This is a genomic window from Psychrobacter sp. ER1 (genome assembly GCF_048631835.1).
GTDB lineage: Bacteria > Pseudomonadota > Gammaproteobacteria > Pseudomonadales > Moraxellaceae > Psychrobacter.
Window position 1 is genome coordinate 2,957,399 of the sequence record NZ_CP184640.1, and the last position, 15,649, is coordinate 2,973,047.

The 15,649-nt window shown below is 44.1% G+C and carries 9 protein-coding genes, 2 tRNA genes, 3 rRNA genes and 1 pseudogene; 4 read left to right on the plus strand and 11 right to left on the minus strand.

The genetic code is table 11. The features are described 5' to 3' along the window. Window positions 1-4 precede the first annotated feature (4 nt). The 8 genes from ACOBWA_RS13755 to ACOBWA_RS13790 all read right to left on the minus strand — a co-directional run bounded on the left by ACOBWA_RS13755 (window position 5) and on the right by ACOBWA_RS13790 (window position 8,513). Window positions 5-1,063, minus strand: a complete 1,059-nt coding sequence (locus ACOBWA_RS13755) for a TRAP transporter substrate-binding protein (protein ID WP_420229683.1) — start codon at window positions 1,061-1,063, stop codon at window positions 5-7. A gap of 381 nt (window positions 1,064-1,444) precedes the next feature. Further along, a complete protein-coding gene (locus ACOBWA_RS13760; RefSeq protein WP_420229684.1) occupies window positions 1,445-1,792 on the minus strand; it encodes a hypothetical protein in 348 nt (115 codons plus the stop codon). 197 nt (window positions 1,793-1,989) lie between these two features. Further along, window positions 1,990-2,103 (minus strand): 5S ribosomal RNA (gene rrf / locus ACOBWA_RS13765). Window positions 2,104-2,286: 183 nt separating this feature from the next. Then, window positions 2,287-5,140 (minus strand): 23S ribosomal RNA (locus tag ACOBWA_RS13770). Window positions 5,141-5,486: 346 nt separating this feature from the next. Further along, a tRNA-Ala gene (locus ACOBWA_RS13775) sits at window positions 5,487-5,562 on the minus strand. 9 nt (window positions 5,563-5,571) lie between these two features. Further along, window positions 5,572-5,648: transfer RNA gene (locus tag ACOBWA_RS13780), tRNA-Ile, on the minus strand. A 75-nt stretch (window positions 5,649-5,723) separates the two neighbouring features. Then, window positions 5,724-7,262, minus strand: a 16S ribosomal RNA gene (locus ACOBWA_RS13785). Together the 16S, 23S and 5S rRNA genes with 2 tRNA genes alongside form the textbook arrangement of a ribosomal RNA operon. Before the next feature lie 684 nt (window positions 7,263-7,946). After that, entirely contained in the window at window positions 7,947-8,513 is a 567-nt protein-coding gene (locus tag ACOBWA_RS13790; protein ID WP_420230785.1) for a DNA glycosylase, read from the minus strand. A 482-nt stretch (window positions 8,514-8,995) separates the two neighbouring features. On the opposite strand from ACOBWA_RS13790, the gene upp reads away from it, so the two are divergent. Then, a complete protein-coding gene (gene upp / locus ACOBWA_RS13795; RefSeq protein WP_057761878.1) occupies window positions 8,996-9,655 on the plus strand; it encodes a uracil phosphoribosyltransferase in 660 nt (219 codons plus the stop codon). Window positions 9,656-9,728: 73 nt separating this feature from the next. Then, window positions 9,729-10,478 carry an SDR family NAD(P)-dependent oxidoreductase gene (locus ACOBWA_RS13800; RefSeq protein WP_420229685.1) on the plus strand — a complete coding sequence of 250 codons (750 nt, stop codon included), beginning with the start codon at window positions 9,729-9,731 and terminating at the stop codon, window positions 10,476-10,478. A gap of 107 nt (window positions 10,479-10,585) precedes the next feature. Here ACOBWA_RS13800 and ACOBWA_RS13805 read toward each other — a convergent pair whose 3' ends face one another. After that, the gene (locus ACOBWA_RS13805; protein WP_420229686.1) at window positions 10,586-11,227 is read right to left on the minus strand and encodes a hypothetical protein; all 642 of its coding nucleotides are present in this window, start codon (window positions 11,225-11,227) and stop codon (window positions 10,586-10,588) included. 177 nt (window positions 11,228-11,404) lie between these two features. On the opposite strand from ACOBWA_RS13805, the gene ACOBWA_RS13810 reads away from it, so the two are divergent. After that, window positions 11,405-12,385: an alpha/beta fold hydrolase gene (locus ACOBWA_RS13810; RefSeq protein WP_420229687.1), complete on the plus strand. Its 981-nt coding sequence runs from the start codon at window positions 11,405-11,407 to the stop codon at window positions 12,383-12,385. A gap of 86 nt (window positions 12,386-12,471) precedes the next feature. On the opposite strand, the gene ACOBWA_RS13815 is transcribed toward ACOBWA_RS13810, so the two are convergent. Next, entirely contained in the window at window positions 12,472-12,699 is a 228-nt protein-coding gene (locus ACOBWA_RS13815; RefSeq protein ID WP_420229688.1) for a DUF1653 domain-containing protein, read from the minus strand. Between the two features lie 99 nt (window positions 12,700-12,798). Further along, window positions 12,799-14,009, minus strand: a pseudogene (gene tyrS / locus ACOBWA_RS13820) (tyrosine--tRNA ligase). A 143-nt stretch (window positions 14,010-14,152) separates the two neighbouring features. Here tyrS and ACOBWA_RS13825 point away from each other — a divergent pair. Continuing rightward, window positions 14,153-15,511 (plus strand): anhydro-N-acetylmuramic acid kinase, encoded by a 1,359-nt coding sequence (locus ACOBWA_RS13825; protein ID WP_420229689.1) that lies wholly within the window; start codon window positions 14,153-14,155, stop codon window positions 15,509-15,511. Window positions 15,512-15,649 lie beyond the last annotated feature (138 nt).

Sequence of the window (15,649 nt, forward strand, 5' to 3'; positions counted from 1 at the left end):
TAGGTTAAACCTTACAGGCAGCACTGGCAGCTTTTGCTTTTTCATAGACACTATCAGCATCCAAACCCAAAGCATTAACATCCTTTAGATATTTTTGTGTTCCTCTTTCAAGTGGCCCTTTCCAATCTGGATCATTTAATGGATCAGGAATTTCGATAATTTCATCACCTTTATCTTTAGCAGCTTGAATTGCCATTTGGTCATGTTTATCAAACACTTCACCGACCTTATTAGCTAATGCCATCCCTGAGTTTTTATCCAAAACTTGTTTTAGATCATCAGGTAAGTTGTCATATTTGTCCTTATTCATCGTGACCATAAGCGCTGAACTATAGAAAGGAATGTTGGTATGATATTTGGTAATCTCATCAATCTTGAATGCTGTTACCGCCTCCCAAGGGAAACTTAAACCATCAACGACACCGCGCTGTAGAGAGGTATACATATCGTTTGCAGGTAAACCGACTGGTGAAGCACCTGCACTTTCGATGATATCACCAGCAACAGCTGAAGGACGGCGAATACGCATACCTTTCATGTCTTCAGGTGTTCGAATTAGCTTATCAGTTGTATGAAGCGCCCCAGGTCCAGCCCCGTACATAAATAATAAATGTGAGTCTTCGTATTCACCTGCTAAAGTACCGTCATCATATAAGGTCTGTAGCATACAGCCCATTTGAGTTGCTGAATTTGATAAACCTGGAAGTTCAGTAATCTGAGTCAAAGGAAAGCGACCATTGGTATAACCATGCGCTTGTGAACCGATATCGATCGTACCTTTGGCAGCAGATTCATAAGTAACGTCTGCTTTAGCAAGGCCTGCTGATGGATACAGCTCAACTTTTAGACGGCCGTCAGAATCTGTTTCTATCTGTTTTGCCCAAGGCTCAAAGACTTCTTTACTGATAGATGAGGTTGCTGGCCAAAAATGCGAAAACCGTAGCACGGTAGTTTCTTGAGAAGTCGCTGATGAGTCATCAGTAGTATCAGCAGATTGGTTAGAACAGCCAAGAAGACTAATAGCGGCTAAAGCACCAATTGAAAAAAGAGGAGCTAACTTCATTATCAATTCCTTTTGATAATTATGAGAATAGGAGTAAGGTATTACGAGCAGACAATTTGATTCATCCTAGATTAAATTGGCTACAAGGTTTAGATATATTTTTTACATACCTGTAATAAAAGTACAGTTTAAAATTAGCAGCTATAATGATAGAAGTCAAATCATTTTGAGCAGACTATGGAGGATATATTCATATTATAGATATATTTTTAATACTCTAATTGTCTACATAAATAATAGTAAAAAGTAAGCAGATTAAGATAATTCCTCATAAAAAAGCTCTCAGCCTGTTATCCAGTTGAGAGCTTTATTGTGTAAATATCATATAGATTTATATAAGCTGCTCTAGACAGTTATATAAATAATAATAGTGATGAAGCGCTATTCTTCCATCTGCCATTTATCATCTATCCATACAGCATCGTTATCATCTAGATGCACATGCCATTCTGCATCAGTTACCGCAAGGCGAATCTCAGTCAAACATTGTAGCCAATGCTCTAGGGTATACATAAGATCTTCTACATCCATATTAGCAGGTAGCTTTGTAGCTCCTGCTAATATGACCTCAGACTCACTATCATCATATGCATAGAGATCGAAAGTCTCTGCATCATCTGCATGCTTGAAGTTTTCATTATATTCATCGACTATTGACGCGATCTTTTCTTGCTCCTGTTGAGTCAAGAGAGTAGAACGTTCAGCAGTATAGTAGAGTGAAACGCCCATAATATGCTCCAAAATAAATGACAAATAGTAGATTCTAAAAGTGAATAAATAGTATCACATCAAACTGATTTGTAGGAAGGTTTGAGTTTTGACCGAAGTATCTAGTGCTAAACCTCCTGAAACCGAGCACCGTCACCAAACCACGCACAAAGAAAATCCCCCGACAAGCTAATGTCGGGGGATATTTCAGAATAGAGAGCTGACGATGACCTACTCTCACATGGGCGAACCACACTACCATTGGCGCTACGATGTTTCACTTCTGAGTTCGGGAAGGGATCAGGTGGGGCCATCGCGCTATTGTCGTCAGCAAAGGGGTTAGATATGAGTCTGTTGTTGTTATTGTTGACTTCAAGTTTAAGCTTGTTGTCGATCAACTTGTAACCTAACTGAATCAAGGTTAAAGGTGATATCGAAATATTCTTTCTTATTCTATAGCCTGAGCTATACAAGATAGATTAATTAGACTTGCATACAAACCACTTGGGTGTTGTATGGTCAAGCCAAACGAGCAATTAGTACAGGTTAGCTACACACATCGCTGCGCTTCCACACCCTGCCTATCAACGTCCTAGTCTTGAACGGCTCTTTAGGGAAATCTAATCTTGAGGTGGGCTTCCCGCTTAGATGCTTTCAGCGGTTATCCCATCCGAACGTAGCTACCGGGCAATGCCACTGGCGTGACAACCCGAACACCAGAGGTTCGTCCACTCTGGTCCTCTCGTACTAGGAGCAGATCCTCTCAAATTTCCAACGCCCACGGTAGATAGGGACCGAACTGTCTCACGACGTTCTAAACCCAGCTCGCGTACCTCTTTAAATGGCGAACAGCCATACCCTTAGGACCTGCTTCAGCCCTAGGATGAGATGAGCCGACATCGAGGTGCCAAACACCGCCGTCGATATGAACTCTTGGGCGGTATCAGCCTGTTATCCCCAGAGTACCTTTTATCCGTTGAGCGATGGCCCTTCCATACAGAACCACCGGATCACTAAGACCTACTTTCGTACCTGCTCGACTTGTGGGTCTCGCAGTTAAGCGCGCTTTTGCCTTTATACTCTACGACCGATTTCCGACCGGTCTGAGCGCACCTTCGTACTCCTCCGTTACTCTTTAGGAGGAGACCGCCCCAGTCAAACTACCCACCATACATTGTCCTCGGTATTGTTATACCTGAGTTAGAACCCCAACATGACCAGGGTGGTATTTCAAGATTGGCTCCACCGAGACTAGCGTCTCGGCTTCAAAGCCTCCCACCTATCCTGCACAAGTCAGGTCAAAGTTCAATGTAAAGCTGTAGTAAAGGTTCACGGGGTCTTTCCGTCTAGCCGCGGGTACACAGCATCTTCACTGCGATTTCGATTTCACTGAGTCTCTGCTGGAGACAGCGCTGCCATCATTATGTCATTCGTGCAGGTCGGAACTTACCCGACAAGGAATTTCGCTACCTTAGGACCGTTATAGTTACGGCCGCCGTTTACTGGGGCTTCGATCAAGAGCTTCGCTTACGCTAACCCCATCAATTAACCTTCCAGCACCGGGCAGACATCACACCCTATACGTCCACTTTCGTGTTTGCAGAGTGCTGTGTTTTTAATAAACAGTTGCAGCAGCCTGGTATCTGCGACTGCCAGCAGCTCAAGGAGCAAGTCCTATCACCACCAACAGCGTACCTTCTCCCGAAGTTACGGTACCATTTTGCCTAGTTCCTTCAGCAGAGTTCTCTCAAGCGCCTTGGTATTCTCTACCTGATCACCTGTGTCGGTTTAGGGTACGATTCGTTTATAACTATTGCTTAGAAGCTTTTCCTGGAAGCATGGTATTTGCCACTTCGCTGTACAAGTACAGCTTGCTATCAGATCTCGGTATAGAATAGCCCGGATTTACCTAAGCTATAAACCTACATCCTTTCACCTGGACAACCAACGCCAGGCTGACATAACCTTCTCCGTCCCTCCATCGCATTATAAACAAGTATCGGAATATTAACCGATTTCCCATCGACTACGCCTTTCGGCCTCGCCTTAGGGGTCGACTCACCCAGCCCCGATTAACGTTGGACTGGAACCCTTGATCTTCCGGCGTGCGAGCTTTTCACTCGCATTATCGTTACTCACGTCAGCATTCGCTCTTGTGATACCTCCAGCATGCTTTACAACACACCTTCACAGGCTTACACAACGCTCCCCTACCACTTGAAAACAAATTCAAATCCGCAGCTTCGGCTCCTAGTTTGAGCCCCGTTACATCTTCCGCGCGGGCCGACTCGACTAGTGAGCTATTACGCTTTCTTTAAAGGATGGCTGCTTCTAAGCCAACCTCCTAGCTGTCTATGCCTTCCCACCTCGTTTCCCACTTAACTAGGAATTTGGGGCCTTAGCTGGCGGTCTGGGTTGTTTCCCTCTCCACGATGGACGTTAGCACCCACCGTGTGTCTCCCGGATATCACTCATCGGTATTCGGAGTTTGCATCGGTTTGGTAAGTCGGTATGACCCCTAGCCGAAACAGTGCTCTACCCCCAATGGTGTTCGTCCGAGGCGCTACCTAAATAGCTTTCGGGGAGAACCAGCTATCACCGAGTTTGATTAGCCTTTCACCCCTATCCACAAGTCATCCCCTGGCTTTTCAACGACAGTGGGTTCGGTCCTCCGGTGCCTGTTACGGCACTTTCAACCTGCTCATGGATAGATCACTCGGTTTCGGGTCTATACCCTGCAACTAAACGCCCTATTAAGACTCGGTTTCCCTACGGCTCCCCTAAACGGTTAACCTTGCTACAGAATATAAGTCGCTGACCCATTATACAAAAGGTACGCGGTCACCCAACAAGTGGGCTCCCACTGCTTGTACGCACACGGTTTCAGGTTCTATTTCACTCCCCTCACAGGGGTTCTTTTCGCCTTTCCCTCACGGTACTGGTTCACTATCGGTCAGTCAGGAGTATTTAGCCTTGGAGGATGGTCCCCCATCTTCAAACAGGATTTCTCGTGCCCCGCTCTACTTAATATGTTAACTCTAATGTTTCGAATACAGGACTATCACCTACTACGGTCAGCTTTCCCACGCTGTTCTTCTACATTAGAATTAATCGGCTTCTCCCCGTTCGCTCGCCGCTACTAGGGGAATCTCAATTGATGTCTATTCCTAAGGGTACTGAGATGTTTCACTTCCCCTCGTTCGCTTCCTAATAAATTAGGATACCTACCTTATGGTAAGTGGGTTTCCCCATTCAGAAATCTCCGGATCACAGGATATTGCCGCCTCCCCGAAGCTTATCGCAGGCTGTCACGTCTTTCATCGCCTCTGACTGCCAAGGCATCCACCATGTGCGCTTCATTACTTGACCATACAACCCCAAGTAGTCTTTCGACTTCTAAGTGTCATACAATCTAATTATGATAACGATATCACCTATGTTTATACGCTTGATTCAGTTCTCTTTACTTTTTTAATAACTCACCCCTGGGATAACAACTGATGTCGTTAAGAGGTGAGTTATTAAGGTTAAGAAGTGCGCGTGAACACGCTCTTCCTAACCCAGACTCATATCTATGTTTTTAAATAGTCTCTATGCTCTCGTCGAGTCACAGATTCTGTATAAAACAGAAAGAAGTAATCAGTTAAAATCACTTGTTTCTATTTAATACCTATTTATTTATTAGCATCTAAAGCTTACTTAACCGTCTTAGTAGTGGTGGAGCCAAACGGAGTCGAACCGTTGACCTCCTGCGTGCAAGGCAGGCGCTCTACCAACTGAGCTATGGCCCCATTGTAAAATGGTGGGTCTAGGTGGACTTGAACCACCGACCCCCGCGTTATCAACACGGTGCTCTAACCAGCTGAGCTACAGACCCTAATACGTTTGTTAAAAACGTAAGCTTAAACTAAAGAACAACTTGTTGTGAATTCTTGCTGACCGAATGCGTCTATAAGGAGGTGATCCAGCCGCAGGTTCCCCTACGGCTACCTTGTTACGACTTCACCCCAGTCATCAACCACACCGTGGTGAACGCCTCCCCGAAGGTTAAGCTATCCACTTCTGGTGCAATCAACTCCCATGGTGTGACGGGCGGTGTGTACAAGGCCCGGGAACGTATTCACCGCGGCATTCTGATCCGCGATTACTAGCGATTCCTACTTCATGGAGTCGAGTTGCAGACTCCAATCTGGACTACGATAGGCTTTTTGAGATTCGCATCACATCGCTGTGTAGCTGCCCTCTGTACCTACCATTGTAGCACGTGTGTAGCCCTGGTCGTAAGGGCCATGATGACTTGACGTCGTCCCCGCCTTCCTCCAGTTTGTCACTGGCAGTATCCTTAGAGTTCCCGGCTTAACCCGCTGGTAACTAAGGACAAGGGTTGCGCTCGTTGCGGGACTTAACCCAACATCTCACGACACGAGCTGACGACAGCCATGCAGCACCTGTATTCTAATTCCCGAAGGCACTCCCGCATCTCTGCAGGATTCTAGATATGTCAAGACCAGGTAAGGTTCTTCGCGTTGCATCGAATTAAACCACATGCTCCACCGCTTGTGCGGGCCCCCGTCAATTCATTTGAGTTTTAACCTTGCGGCCGTACTCCCCAGGCGGTCTACTTATTGCGTTAGCTGCGTCACTAAGTCCTCAAGGGACCCAACGACTAGTAGACATCGTTTACGGCGTGGACTACCAGGGTATCTAATCCTGTTTGCTACCCACGCTTTCGAGCCTCAGTGTCAGTATGATGCCAGGAAGCTGCCTTCGCCATCGGTATTCCTTCAGATCTCTACGCATTTCACCGCTACACCTGAAATTCTACTTCCCTCTCACCTACTCTAGCCTAACAGTTTCAGATGCAGTTCCCAGGTTAAGCCCGGGGATTTCACATCTGACTTATCAAGCCACCTACGCTCGCTTTACGCCCAGTAATTCCGATTAACGCTTGCACCCTCTGTATTACCGCGGCTGCTGGCACAGAGTTAGCCGGTGCTTATTCTGCAGCTAATGTCATCGTCTCCGGGTATTAACCGAAGAGTCTTCTTCACTGCTTAAAGTGCTTTACAACCAAAAGGCCTTCTTCACACACGCGGCATGGCTGGATCAGGGTTTCCCCCATTGTCCAATATTCCCCACTGCTGCCTCCCGTAGGAGTCCGGGCCGTGTCTCAGTCCCGGTGTGGCTGATCATCCTCTCAGACCAGCTACAGATCGTCGCCATGGTAGGCCTTTACCCCACCATCTAGCTAATCCGACTTAGGCTCATCTAATAGCGAGAGCAGTAAACTGCCCCCTTTCTCCCGTAGGTCGTATGCGGTATTAATACGAGTTTCCCCGTGCTATCCCCCACTACTAGGTAGATTCCTAAGTATTACTCACCCGTCCGCCGCTCGACGCCTGGTAGCAAGCTACCATCGTTTCCGCTCGACTTGCATGTGTTAAGCCTGCCGCCAGCGTTCAATCTGAGCCATGATCAAACTCTTCAGTTTAATCTTGCTATGAAGCTCTTTAAAGAAGCTTCTAAACTTGGCTCATCTAATCTGGCAAAATCGCTAAAAATTATGTTCGTAATGAATTAACTTTGAGTTTTTCTGCTGTCTTAAATGATAATTTTTATAGTTAATAATCTTCCCGAAAAGAAAAGATAGTCAACTTTATTTTTTAGCATTCTGAATCAGCAAAAATCCACACAAGTTGTTCTTTAGTTATGCTTTTAAATAATGTCTAACACTGTCGTCCAGTGCTAGTATTTCAAACTAAATAAGTTAGCCAATGTGGTTTATCCTATTTAGCGAGCTGACCATCATATCATGATTTAATAGTCTGTCAACTTCTTTTTTTAATTTGTTTCAACAAGTTAACTGGGTTATCAATGTGTAATCTACACACTAGCTACTTCCAGCTCGTCTTGATGAGGTGCGTATTATAGACGGTTTATCTTTTGTGTCAACCCGTTTTATTAATGTTTTTGAACTTATTTTAAGAGAGAAACAAATCTGTATTTTTTTCAATGGGTTATCGTTTAATTAATTTCAATAGGTTTAAAGACTGACTATAGATGTGCTATTTACTATAATTCATAACATCAAAGACGTTTAGACTTACTAGATAAATACCTTTTATTATCTTTGAACTTTATCTTCGATTAGTGCAACCATTTCTCTATTTCCATTTTATAACTTACCCATTTTTTCAAAAAACGCTTTATACGCAGCGACTTTCTTATCCAACGATAGTGGATAAGCACGTGAGGTTGACGGCAATCTGTATAAGGTTAGATTATTCACATCAGCTTTCTGGTCGTCTGTACTCTGCCATTGATAAGGATAATCCATACTTTGATTGGTTTTTGGATGCTTTGATTTGGCAATTGGCTCGTCTAATAACCCAAGCAGTACTTCGGTCGCCTTGCCTCCTGTCGTAAACAATGACTTTACCTTCGGCACTTGTGGCAAGATAACCTCTAAATCAACAGGTGTGACTACCGTTAGATTTTTATCCGAAGCATTACCCGTCTCACGGATCGCCTGCTTTACTGTCGGACAAGACGCAATGCCACGTTCAAACATAAAATCTCGAATGCGCTCAGGGTCAAAGCGTTTTTCATCGCCTATTCTAAAGTAGTCAGCATCGTTAAAAAACACTCGACCATATATTCGCCACATATCATTATAAAAATTAGGATAATGAAAGCTCATCGCCCATTTATCAGCCGTCGGTGGAAAAGTACCCATCATCATGACCGTGGCATTGGGCGGTAAGACAGGTTCAAAAGGATGGGTTTCAAGCTCTGTGGTTTTGTCATCAGGTGATTTTGATTCAGTACCAGTGGTTTTTTGAGTGCTTGGTGTTTTTATAGTCATGATATTCTTCGTCAGAAAAGCGGTTTTTTTGGTATCATAGCAAGTCTAAACACTACCTCACTTATAGTCACGTTATATAGTCAAAATTAGTCGGTTCAATCAGTTGACTTAAGATAGCGCGATATCATTTTACTTAGTCTGAATTGCTTAGGCTTTGATGGCAGCTGTGAACGCAAATATTGTCATTGTGATAAACCAGCACTGTTGTAAAGTAGTTTATTAGCTTGATTGTGAAGGATTTAACTTTACTATTTATAAGCTGAAGATATGGTTAAAGTGCGGTAAGTGTTTGTATCTTTTATACTAATAGCAACCGCAGTAACTGCGCAAGCATCAGACAAGAAACCAAGAGAGTACTTATGAGTGACTTAAACAGCGATTTAAAAATTACGGTAATCGATCATCCACTAGTCCGTCATAAACTCAGCCTTATGCGCGAAAAAGACTGTAGTACTTATAAATTTCGTACATTGACCAAAGAGCTTGCGCGCTTGATGGCTTATGAAGCGAGCCGTGATTTTGAAATTGAAACTTTTCCAATGGAAGGCTGGTGTGGCGAAATTACTGGTGAGCAAATCATCGGTAAGACGGCGACGATCGTACCGATTTTACGCGCAGGTATCGGCATGCTTGATGGGGTGCTCGACTTGATCCCTACTGCTAAGATTTCTGTGGTCGGTCTACAACGTGATGAAGAAACGTTGCAACCGGTACCGTTTTTTGAAAAATTTGTTAGCCACATGGACAAACGTCCTGCGCTGATCATTGATCCAATGCTAGCCACGGGCGGCTCAATGGTTGCGACTATTGAAATGCTAAAGAAAAATGGCTGTACTAACATAAAAGCATTGGTATTGGTGGCTGCACCTGAAGGCGTACGTTTGGTAAATGAAGCGCATCCTGACGTGACTATCTATACCGCTGCATTAGACAGCCATTTGGATGAGCACGGCTACATCATCCCAGGTCTAGGCGATGCTGGTGATAAGATTTTTGGTAAGCAGTTATCTAATAGATAAGTCGCATTAGGGTAAATAAAGCCGTCATTAAAATTATGGCAACAGCAGACAGCATCAATAATAAGGACAGATCATGAACGTATTGATTACAGGAGCAAGCGCGGGTTTTGGTAAAGCGTTGGCAGAGCGTTTGGTTGCTAACGGCCATCGCGTGATTGGTTGTGCCAGACGCCTTGATAAACTGAATGCTTTGGCAGAAACTTTAGGTGAGACTTTTTTACCCGTGGTTATGGATGTGAGTGATACAGCTTCTATCCCGAAAATCATTGCTGACTTGCCTGATGATTTTAAACAAATCGATGTCTTGGTCAATAATGCAGGATTGGCACTGGGTACAGAGCCTGCTCACAAAGCCAGTCTTGATGACTGGATGCGTATGACTGATACCAATATTAAAGGCTTGATGGCGTTGACCCATGCGATCTTACCAGCGATGGTCGCTCGCGATAATGGTTATATTATCAATGTCGGTTCGATTGCTGGTAGCTGGCCTTACTTCGGTGGTAATGTTTACGGCGCAACTAAAGCGTTTGTAAAACAGTTCAGCTTAAACTTGCGAGCGGATCTGATTGGTACCCAAGTGCGTGTGACTAATCTTGAACCTGGTAATGTGGCTGGCACTGAGTTTTCAAATGTGCGCTATCACGGTGACGATGACAAAGCGGCAAAGGTGTATGATGGCTTTAAAACCATGACAGGTGAAGATATCGGTGATATTTTATTATGGTTGATTGAGTCACCTGCTCATATTAACGTCAACCGCCTAGAAGTAATGCCAGTTGCGCAAACGTATAATGGGCTAACGATTGCCAAGCAAGATTAATATTAACTGTTCGGCTAGTTATAGTGTCGATGTTGATTATCGATATATCACTTATTAACACCGAACCTGTTAGCGTATCTCATAAGATCGAAGCAATATAGAGTCATCTATATTGCTTTTTTTATGTCTTCGACAGTCTGCTCATTGACCAAGCGCAAATCCTGAAAGTCCATAATCAATACTTCATTGCGCAAGCGCTCGCTAGTACGTTTATTGTGACGTATCGCAAACCCTAATACTTGCTTACCAGTGATGGTTATCTGGTTAATGATTAACCTTGAATTACTCACGGACAGCTTTTGTGCTAGATTATGAGACATTTTCTGAGCATTTATGATTGCAGTCGCTGGATTCACCGTCGTGGTTAACGTTTTAGTCTGTCGTACACTTTTGGGCATATCTCCTGCAAAAAACAATACCTGACTGAGCGGTAAATACTGCGCATGGCGCACCAACTCTTGACGGAACAATGCAGGCATATCTGTGTTAAAACTGTCTTCTGTCTGCTGATAAAACGCGGTGAAGTTACGATGTAAATAACGCCCGAACACCGTAGTATTAATCCATTCCTGATAAACATCGTCTGCCAATAACTGCTTGGTAAAAGCACTGGCATCAATTGTGACATTCCTACTCAAAGTAGCAGACAACATCGACAGTAAAAGCGCTTGCGGACTGGTAAATGTCTGCTGCTGCCACACTTGTGGATATAGGCTACTATCGAGTAATGGCAATGTTAATCTGCTCATGTACTTATATCCTTGTCAGTTAACGCTACTGCTTTTACCGCCAGCCAAATTCTATGCTATGGTCAGGTGACAGCTTTAATATAGCAGGCTTTTATTAGCTGTATAACTATTTTGTAGCGGTGTACTCTACCGCCATACTTTTTTAGCTAAATTGACCGAGACAGCCTAAAAATCAAAGTGATATCACTCTATGAAAAAGACCTCATACCCTTTCCTACTCCCTACCAGCTAAAGACTATTACTGTTCAAACAGCTGATGGAACACTGCTGCCCGTCTCTGTCATTGGCAAAGGTAAACCTGTCCTATTAATGCATGCTTTTGGTATGGATGCGAGGCAATTTCTACCATTTATTTTACCACTCATTCAGCACTACTGCTTTTACTTGCCGCATTTTAGAGGGTTTGGTTTGGCCAGTAATCTAACGTTGCCAACGTTTGATTTTATTGAGCAATATGCACAGGATACCCAAGATGTGTTTGAATACGTGAGCAAAGAAACTGGCTTTGAAGCTTTTCCTGTTGCCGCGATATCGATGGGAGCATTAGTCATGTGGGCGTATTTTCAGCGCTTTGGTACTCAGCGCGTGAGTCACTATCTGAATATTGACCAAGCACCGATTATTCATAATCAGCCAGACTGGCAAGGTGGCGGTGTATTCGGTACACGACAAACCGAATTGTTTGCGCAATTTACACGGTTGATTACTGACACTGCTCCTTATTTACAAGCCGAACAAGTGGTTGACTTCCGTCACCTGCCCTATCGATTGAAAGTAAATTTATTAGACATGGAACGCTCTTTTTCTCTGCTCTCTGTCAGTAGTAAACCTTCGCAATTATTGATAAAAGCCCTCAGTTATCGGGCACCGCACAAAATCTCACTAATGGAACACGCGACTTGGCAACACAAACTGCGTTGTCTATCGGCTTATGTTGCACTGCCCTACGATTACCGCGATGTGTTACCAACGGTCAATATTCCGACTACTTTGCTGATTGGTGCGCGCTCGCAGTTATATAATGCAGAATGGCAACAGCGTTTGACTTCTCTGCTGCCCAATGCACACAGTATTATTTTGTCAACATCAGGGCATGCTGTACCGATGGATGCACCAGTTAGTTTTTATAAAGTATTGAAAGAGTTTCTGAACGCTTAATTGTGAGTTTGCGATAATGCACAAAAAAAACGACCTCAACGGGTCGTTTTTTTGTGCATTATTCAATCTAAATTATTGGCTAAGTATTAATCATTTAATACCTTAATCAATTCGAATCGCGGAATTTCTTTACCATCGACCATGACTGTTTCAGCGAACATCGCAAGCGGACGAACCCACACGCCATACTCACCGTACAAACAACGATATACCACTAGCGATTCTTCGGTTTCTGAGTGCTGCGCGGTATGCAATACTTGATACAAGCTGCCTTTATAGTGGCGGTAAATGCCTTGGGTGATGGTTTTAGTCATAGCAAACTCCTACTATTAAAAAATGGCTGCTAATTATCGCTTCATAAAAAAGGTCGACAATTACTGCCGACCTCGCTCTTAATCATTTTTATAGATTATCTAAGCAACCGTCACTTTTGCATAAGCTTTTTGCCTGCTTGAATCACGACCGTCTGACCTGAGGTTAGACTAAAGCCACCATCAACGACTTCGCCATCTACTTTGACCGCGCCACGTTTTACCATGTCTTTGGCAGCCGAGTTGTTTTTAGCGAGCTTAGCTTGGTTCAGGATCTGAGTGATAAATAACGCATCTTGCCCTTCTAGATCTAGCATGATTTCTGGCAAGTCAACTGGTAGCTCGCCATCTGCTAAAACGTTACCCGCAGATTTGTGCGCATTAGCAGCGGCATCAGCATCATGGAAGCGCTCGATTAACTCTTCGGCTAAGATACGTTTGATTTCTTGTGGGTTACGGCCACCTTCCATGTCTGCCATCAAGCTTTCGACTTCTTCCATTGGCTTAAAGCTTAAAAATTCAAAGTAGCGATGGATCAGTGTGTCCGGCATCGACAGGATTTTTTGATACATGGTGCCTGGTGTGTCGTAGATCGCGACATAGTTGCCCAGTGATTTGGACATTTTATTGACACCATCCAACCCTTCTAAGATTGGCACAGTGATACAAACTTGTGGTTCTTGGCCATAGCGTCCTTGCAGCGTGCGACCCATTAGCAAGTTAAAAGTTTGATCGGTACCGCCAAGCTCAACATCGGCTTTTAGGGCGATAGAATCGTAGCCTTGTACTAACGGATAAAGAAATTCATGGATAGAGATGGGCGTTTGTGATGCATAGCGTTTTGAAAAGTCATCACGCTCTAGCATACGCGAGACGGTTTGCTGACTGGCAAGCTGAATCATGTCAGCGGCGCTCATGTCATTGAACCACTCAGAGTTAAAGACCACGCGAGTTTTTTCTTTGTCCAAGATTTTAAATACTTGCTCAGCATAAGTCGTGGCGTTGGCTTTGATTTGCTCATCAGTCAACGGTGGACGCGTGCTGTTTTTGCCAGAAGGGTCACCAATCTTGGCAGTATAATCGCCGATTAGAAAATAAATCTCATGACCCAAATCTTGAAAATGCTTAAGCTTATTGATCAATACTGTATGACCCAAATGCAGATCAGGGGCGGTAGGATCAAAGCCAGCCTTGATACGTAGTGGACGATTGAGCTTTAGCTTAGCCACTAAGTCATCTTCAGACAATATCTCTTGCGTACCGCGCTGAATAAGGGCCAGTTGTTCTTCTAGGGTGTAAGTTTGATTGGTCATGATGCTCTCTATATGTCGCTTTAATTGGGATTTTTATGAATGACGGTTACTGGCTCAACACCTTAGGAAGTTTAGAACCTCAAAAGGTTGGAAAAAATGCTAGAATTTGACGGATATACTAGCGTTTTTTAAGGTAAATTGCCATGACCAACCCCGCATCGATTGCTGATACTGACCATAATGCCCTCACAGACTTACTTATGAATAATGGTTTGGATAACAGTTCAGACGATATTGATGATTTGACCTTTGATGATTCGAACTACGCCACCCTGACCGATGCCCTTGAGCAAACCGTGTTTGAAAGCTTCGATGATGGCTTATATATCGGCATGATGTCTGGCACCAGTTTGGACGGTATGGATGCGGTTCTTTGTCAGTTTAATCCTGAGATGAGCAACGAAGACAACACTCAACCGCCAATGCAACTGCTTGCGACCTATAGCCAAGACTTTCCGCCCCGTCTGCGTGAAGTTTTACTGGCATTATGTCAGCCGAATGGTGTAAATCAACTTTTACCAGAGGCCGATGAACCAAAAAGTGAATTGGATTGGTTCGGTTGGGCAAGTCGCGCGTATGCTGAGTTCGCGAGCGAAGTGGTCAATACTTTATTGCAGCAAGTAAATATCGATGCTGAATCAGTGCTAGCGATTGGCTGTCACGGACAAACCGTACGTCATCGCCCGCAGATGGGTTTTAGCTTGCAACTGGTCGATGCCAATATTATCGCTGAGCGCACAGGTATCAGTGTAGTCAGTGATTTCCGTCGTCGTGACATGGCAGTTGGTGGTCAGGGTGCGCCTTTAGTACCTGCGTTTCATCAGGCATTATTCGCCAATCCCGATAGCACACGTGTGCTATTAAACTTAGGCGGTATTGCCAATATAACCGTCTTGCTAGCCAGTGAAGAAATTCAAGTTGTTGGCTACGATACTGGACCTGCCAACTTGTTATTGGATGCGTGGACAGCGTTGCATACTGATAATAGCTATGATGCGAGCGGTGCTTGGGCACAGTCTGGAACTCTCATTGAACCATTATTACAGCAACTTTTGGCACACCCATTTTTTGCTCAATCTCATCCAAAAAGCACAGGTCGTGAGGACTTTAATTTAACTTGGTTGCAGGGTGAGCTACAGGCTTTTGAACAAGCCAATGCTAACATCAGTTATTCAGCTGCCGATGTGCAAGCAACCTTAACTGAACTAACGGCTATCAGTGCCAGTACGCAAATCAACATGTTTGTCAGTCATTCAAAAAACAGCTCAGTTTATGTTTGTGGTGGCGGGGCATTGAATGACTATTTAATGACACGCCTGCAAGCACATCTACCCTATTGCACAGTAAAAACTACTGAACATTTAGGGCTTGCGCCAACATGGGTAGAGGCCGTTGCTTTTGCGTGGTTAGCCAGACAAACATTGATGGGTGAAACTGGTAATTTACCAGCGGTAACTGGTGCAAATAAAGGCGTGGTATTGGGTCAAGTATGTTTTGCCTGACCAGTTAAATTTTAGTTTACATACGTGCACTTATGTGTTTTATAATGACTTTTGAAACGCCATCCTCTTAGGACCTGTAAGTATAGGATATATCGCATGAGCCAGAATAGTAGTTCACCTATCGACCAAGCCACCACT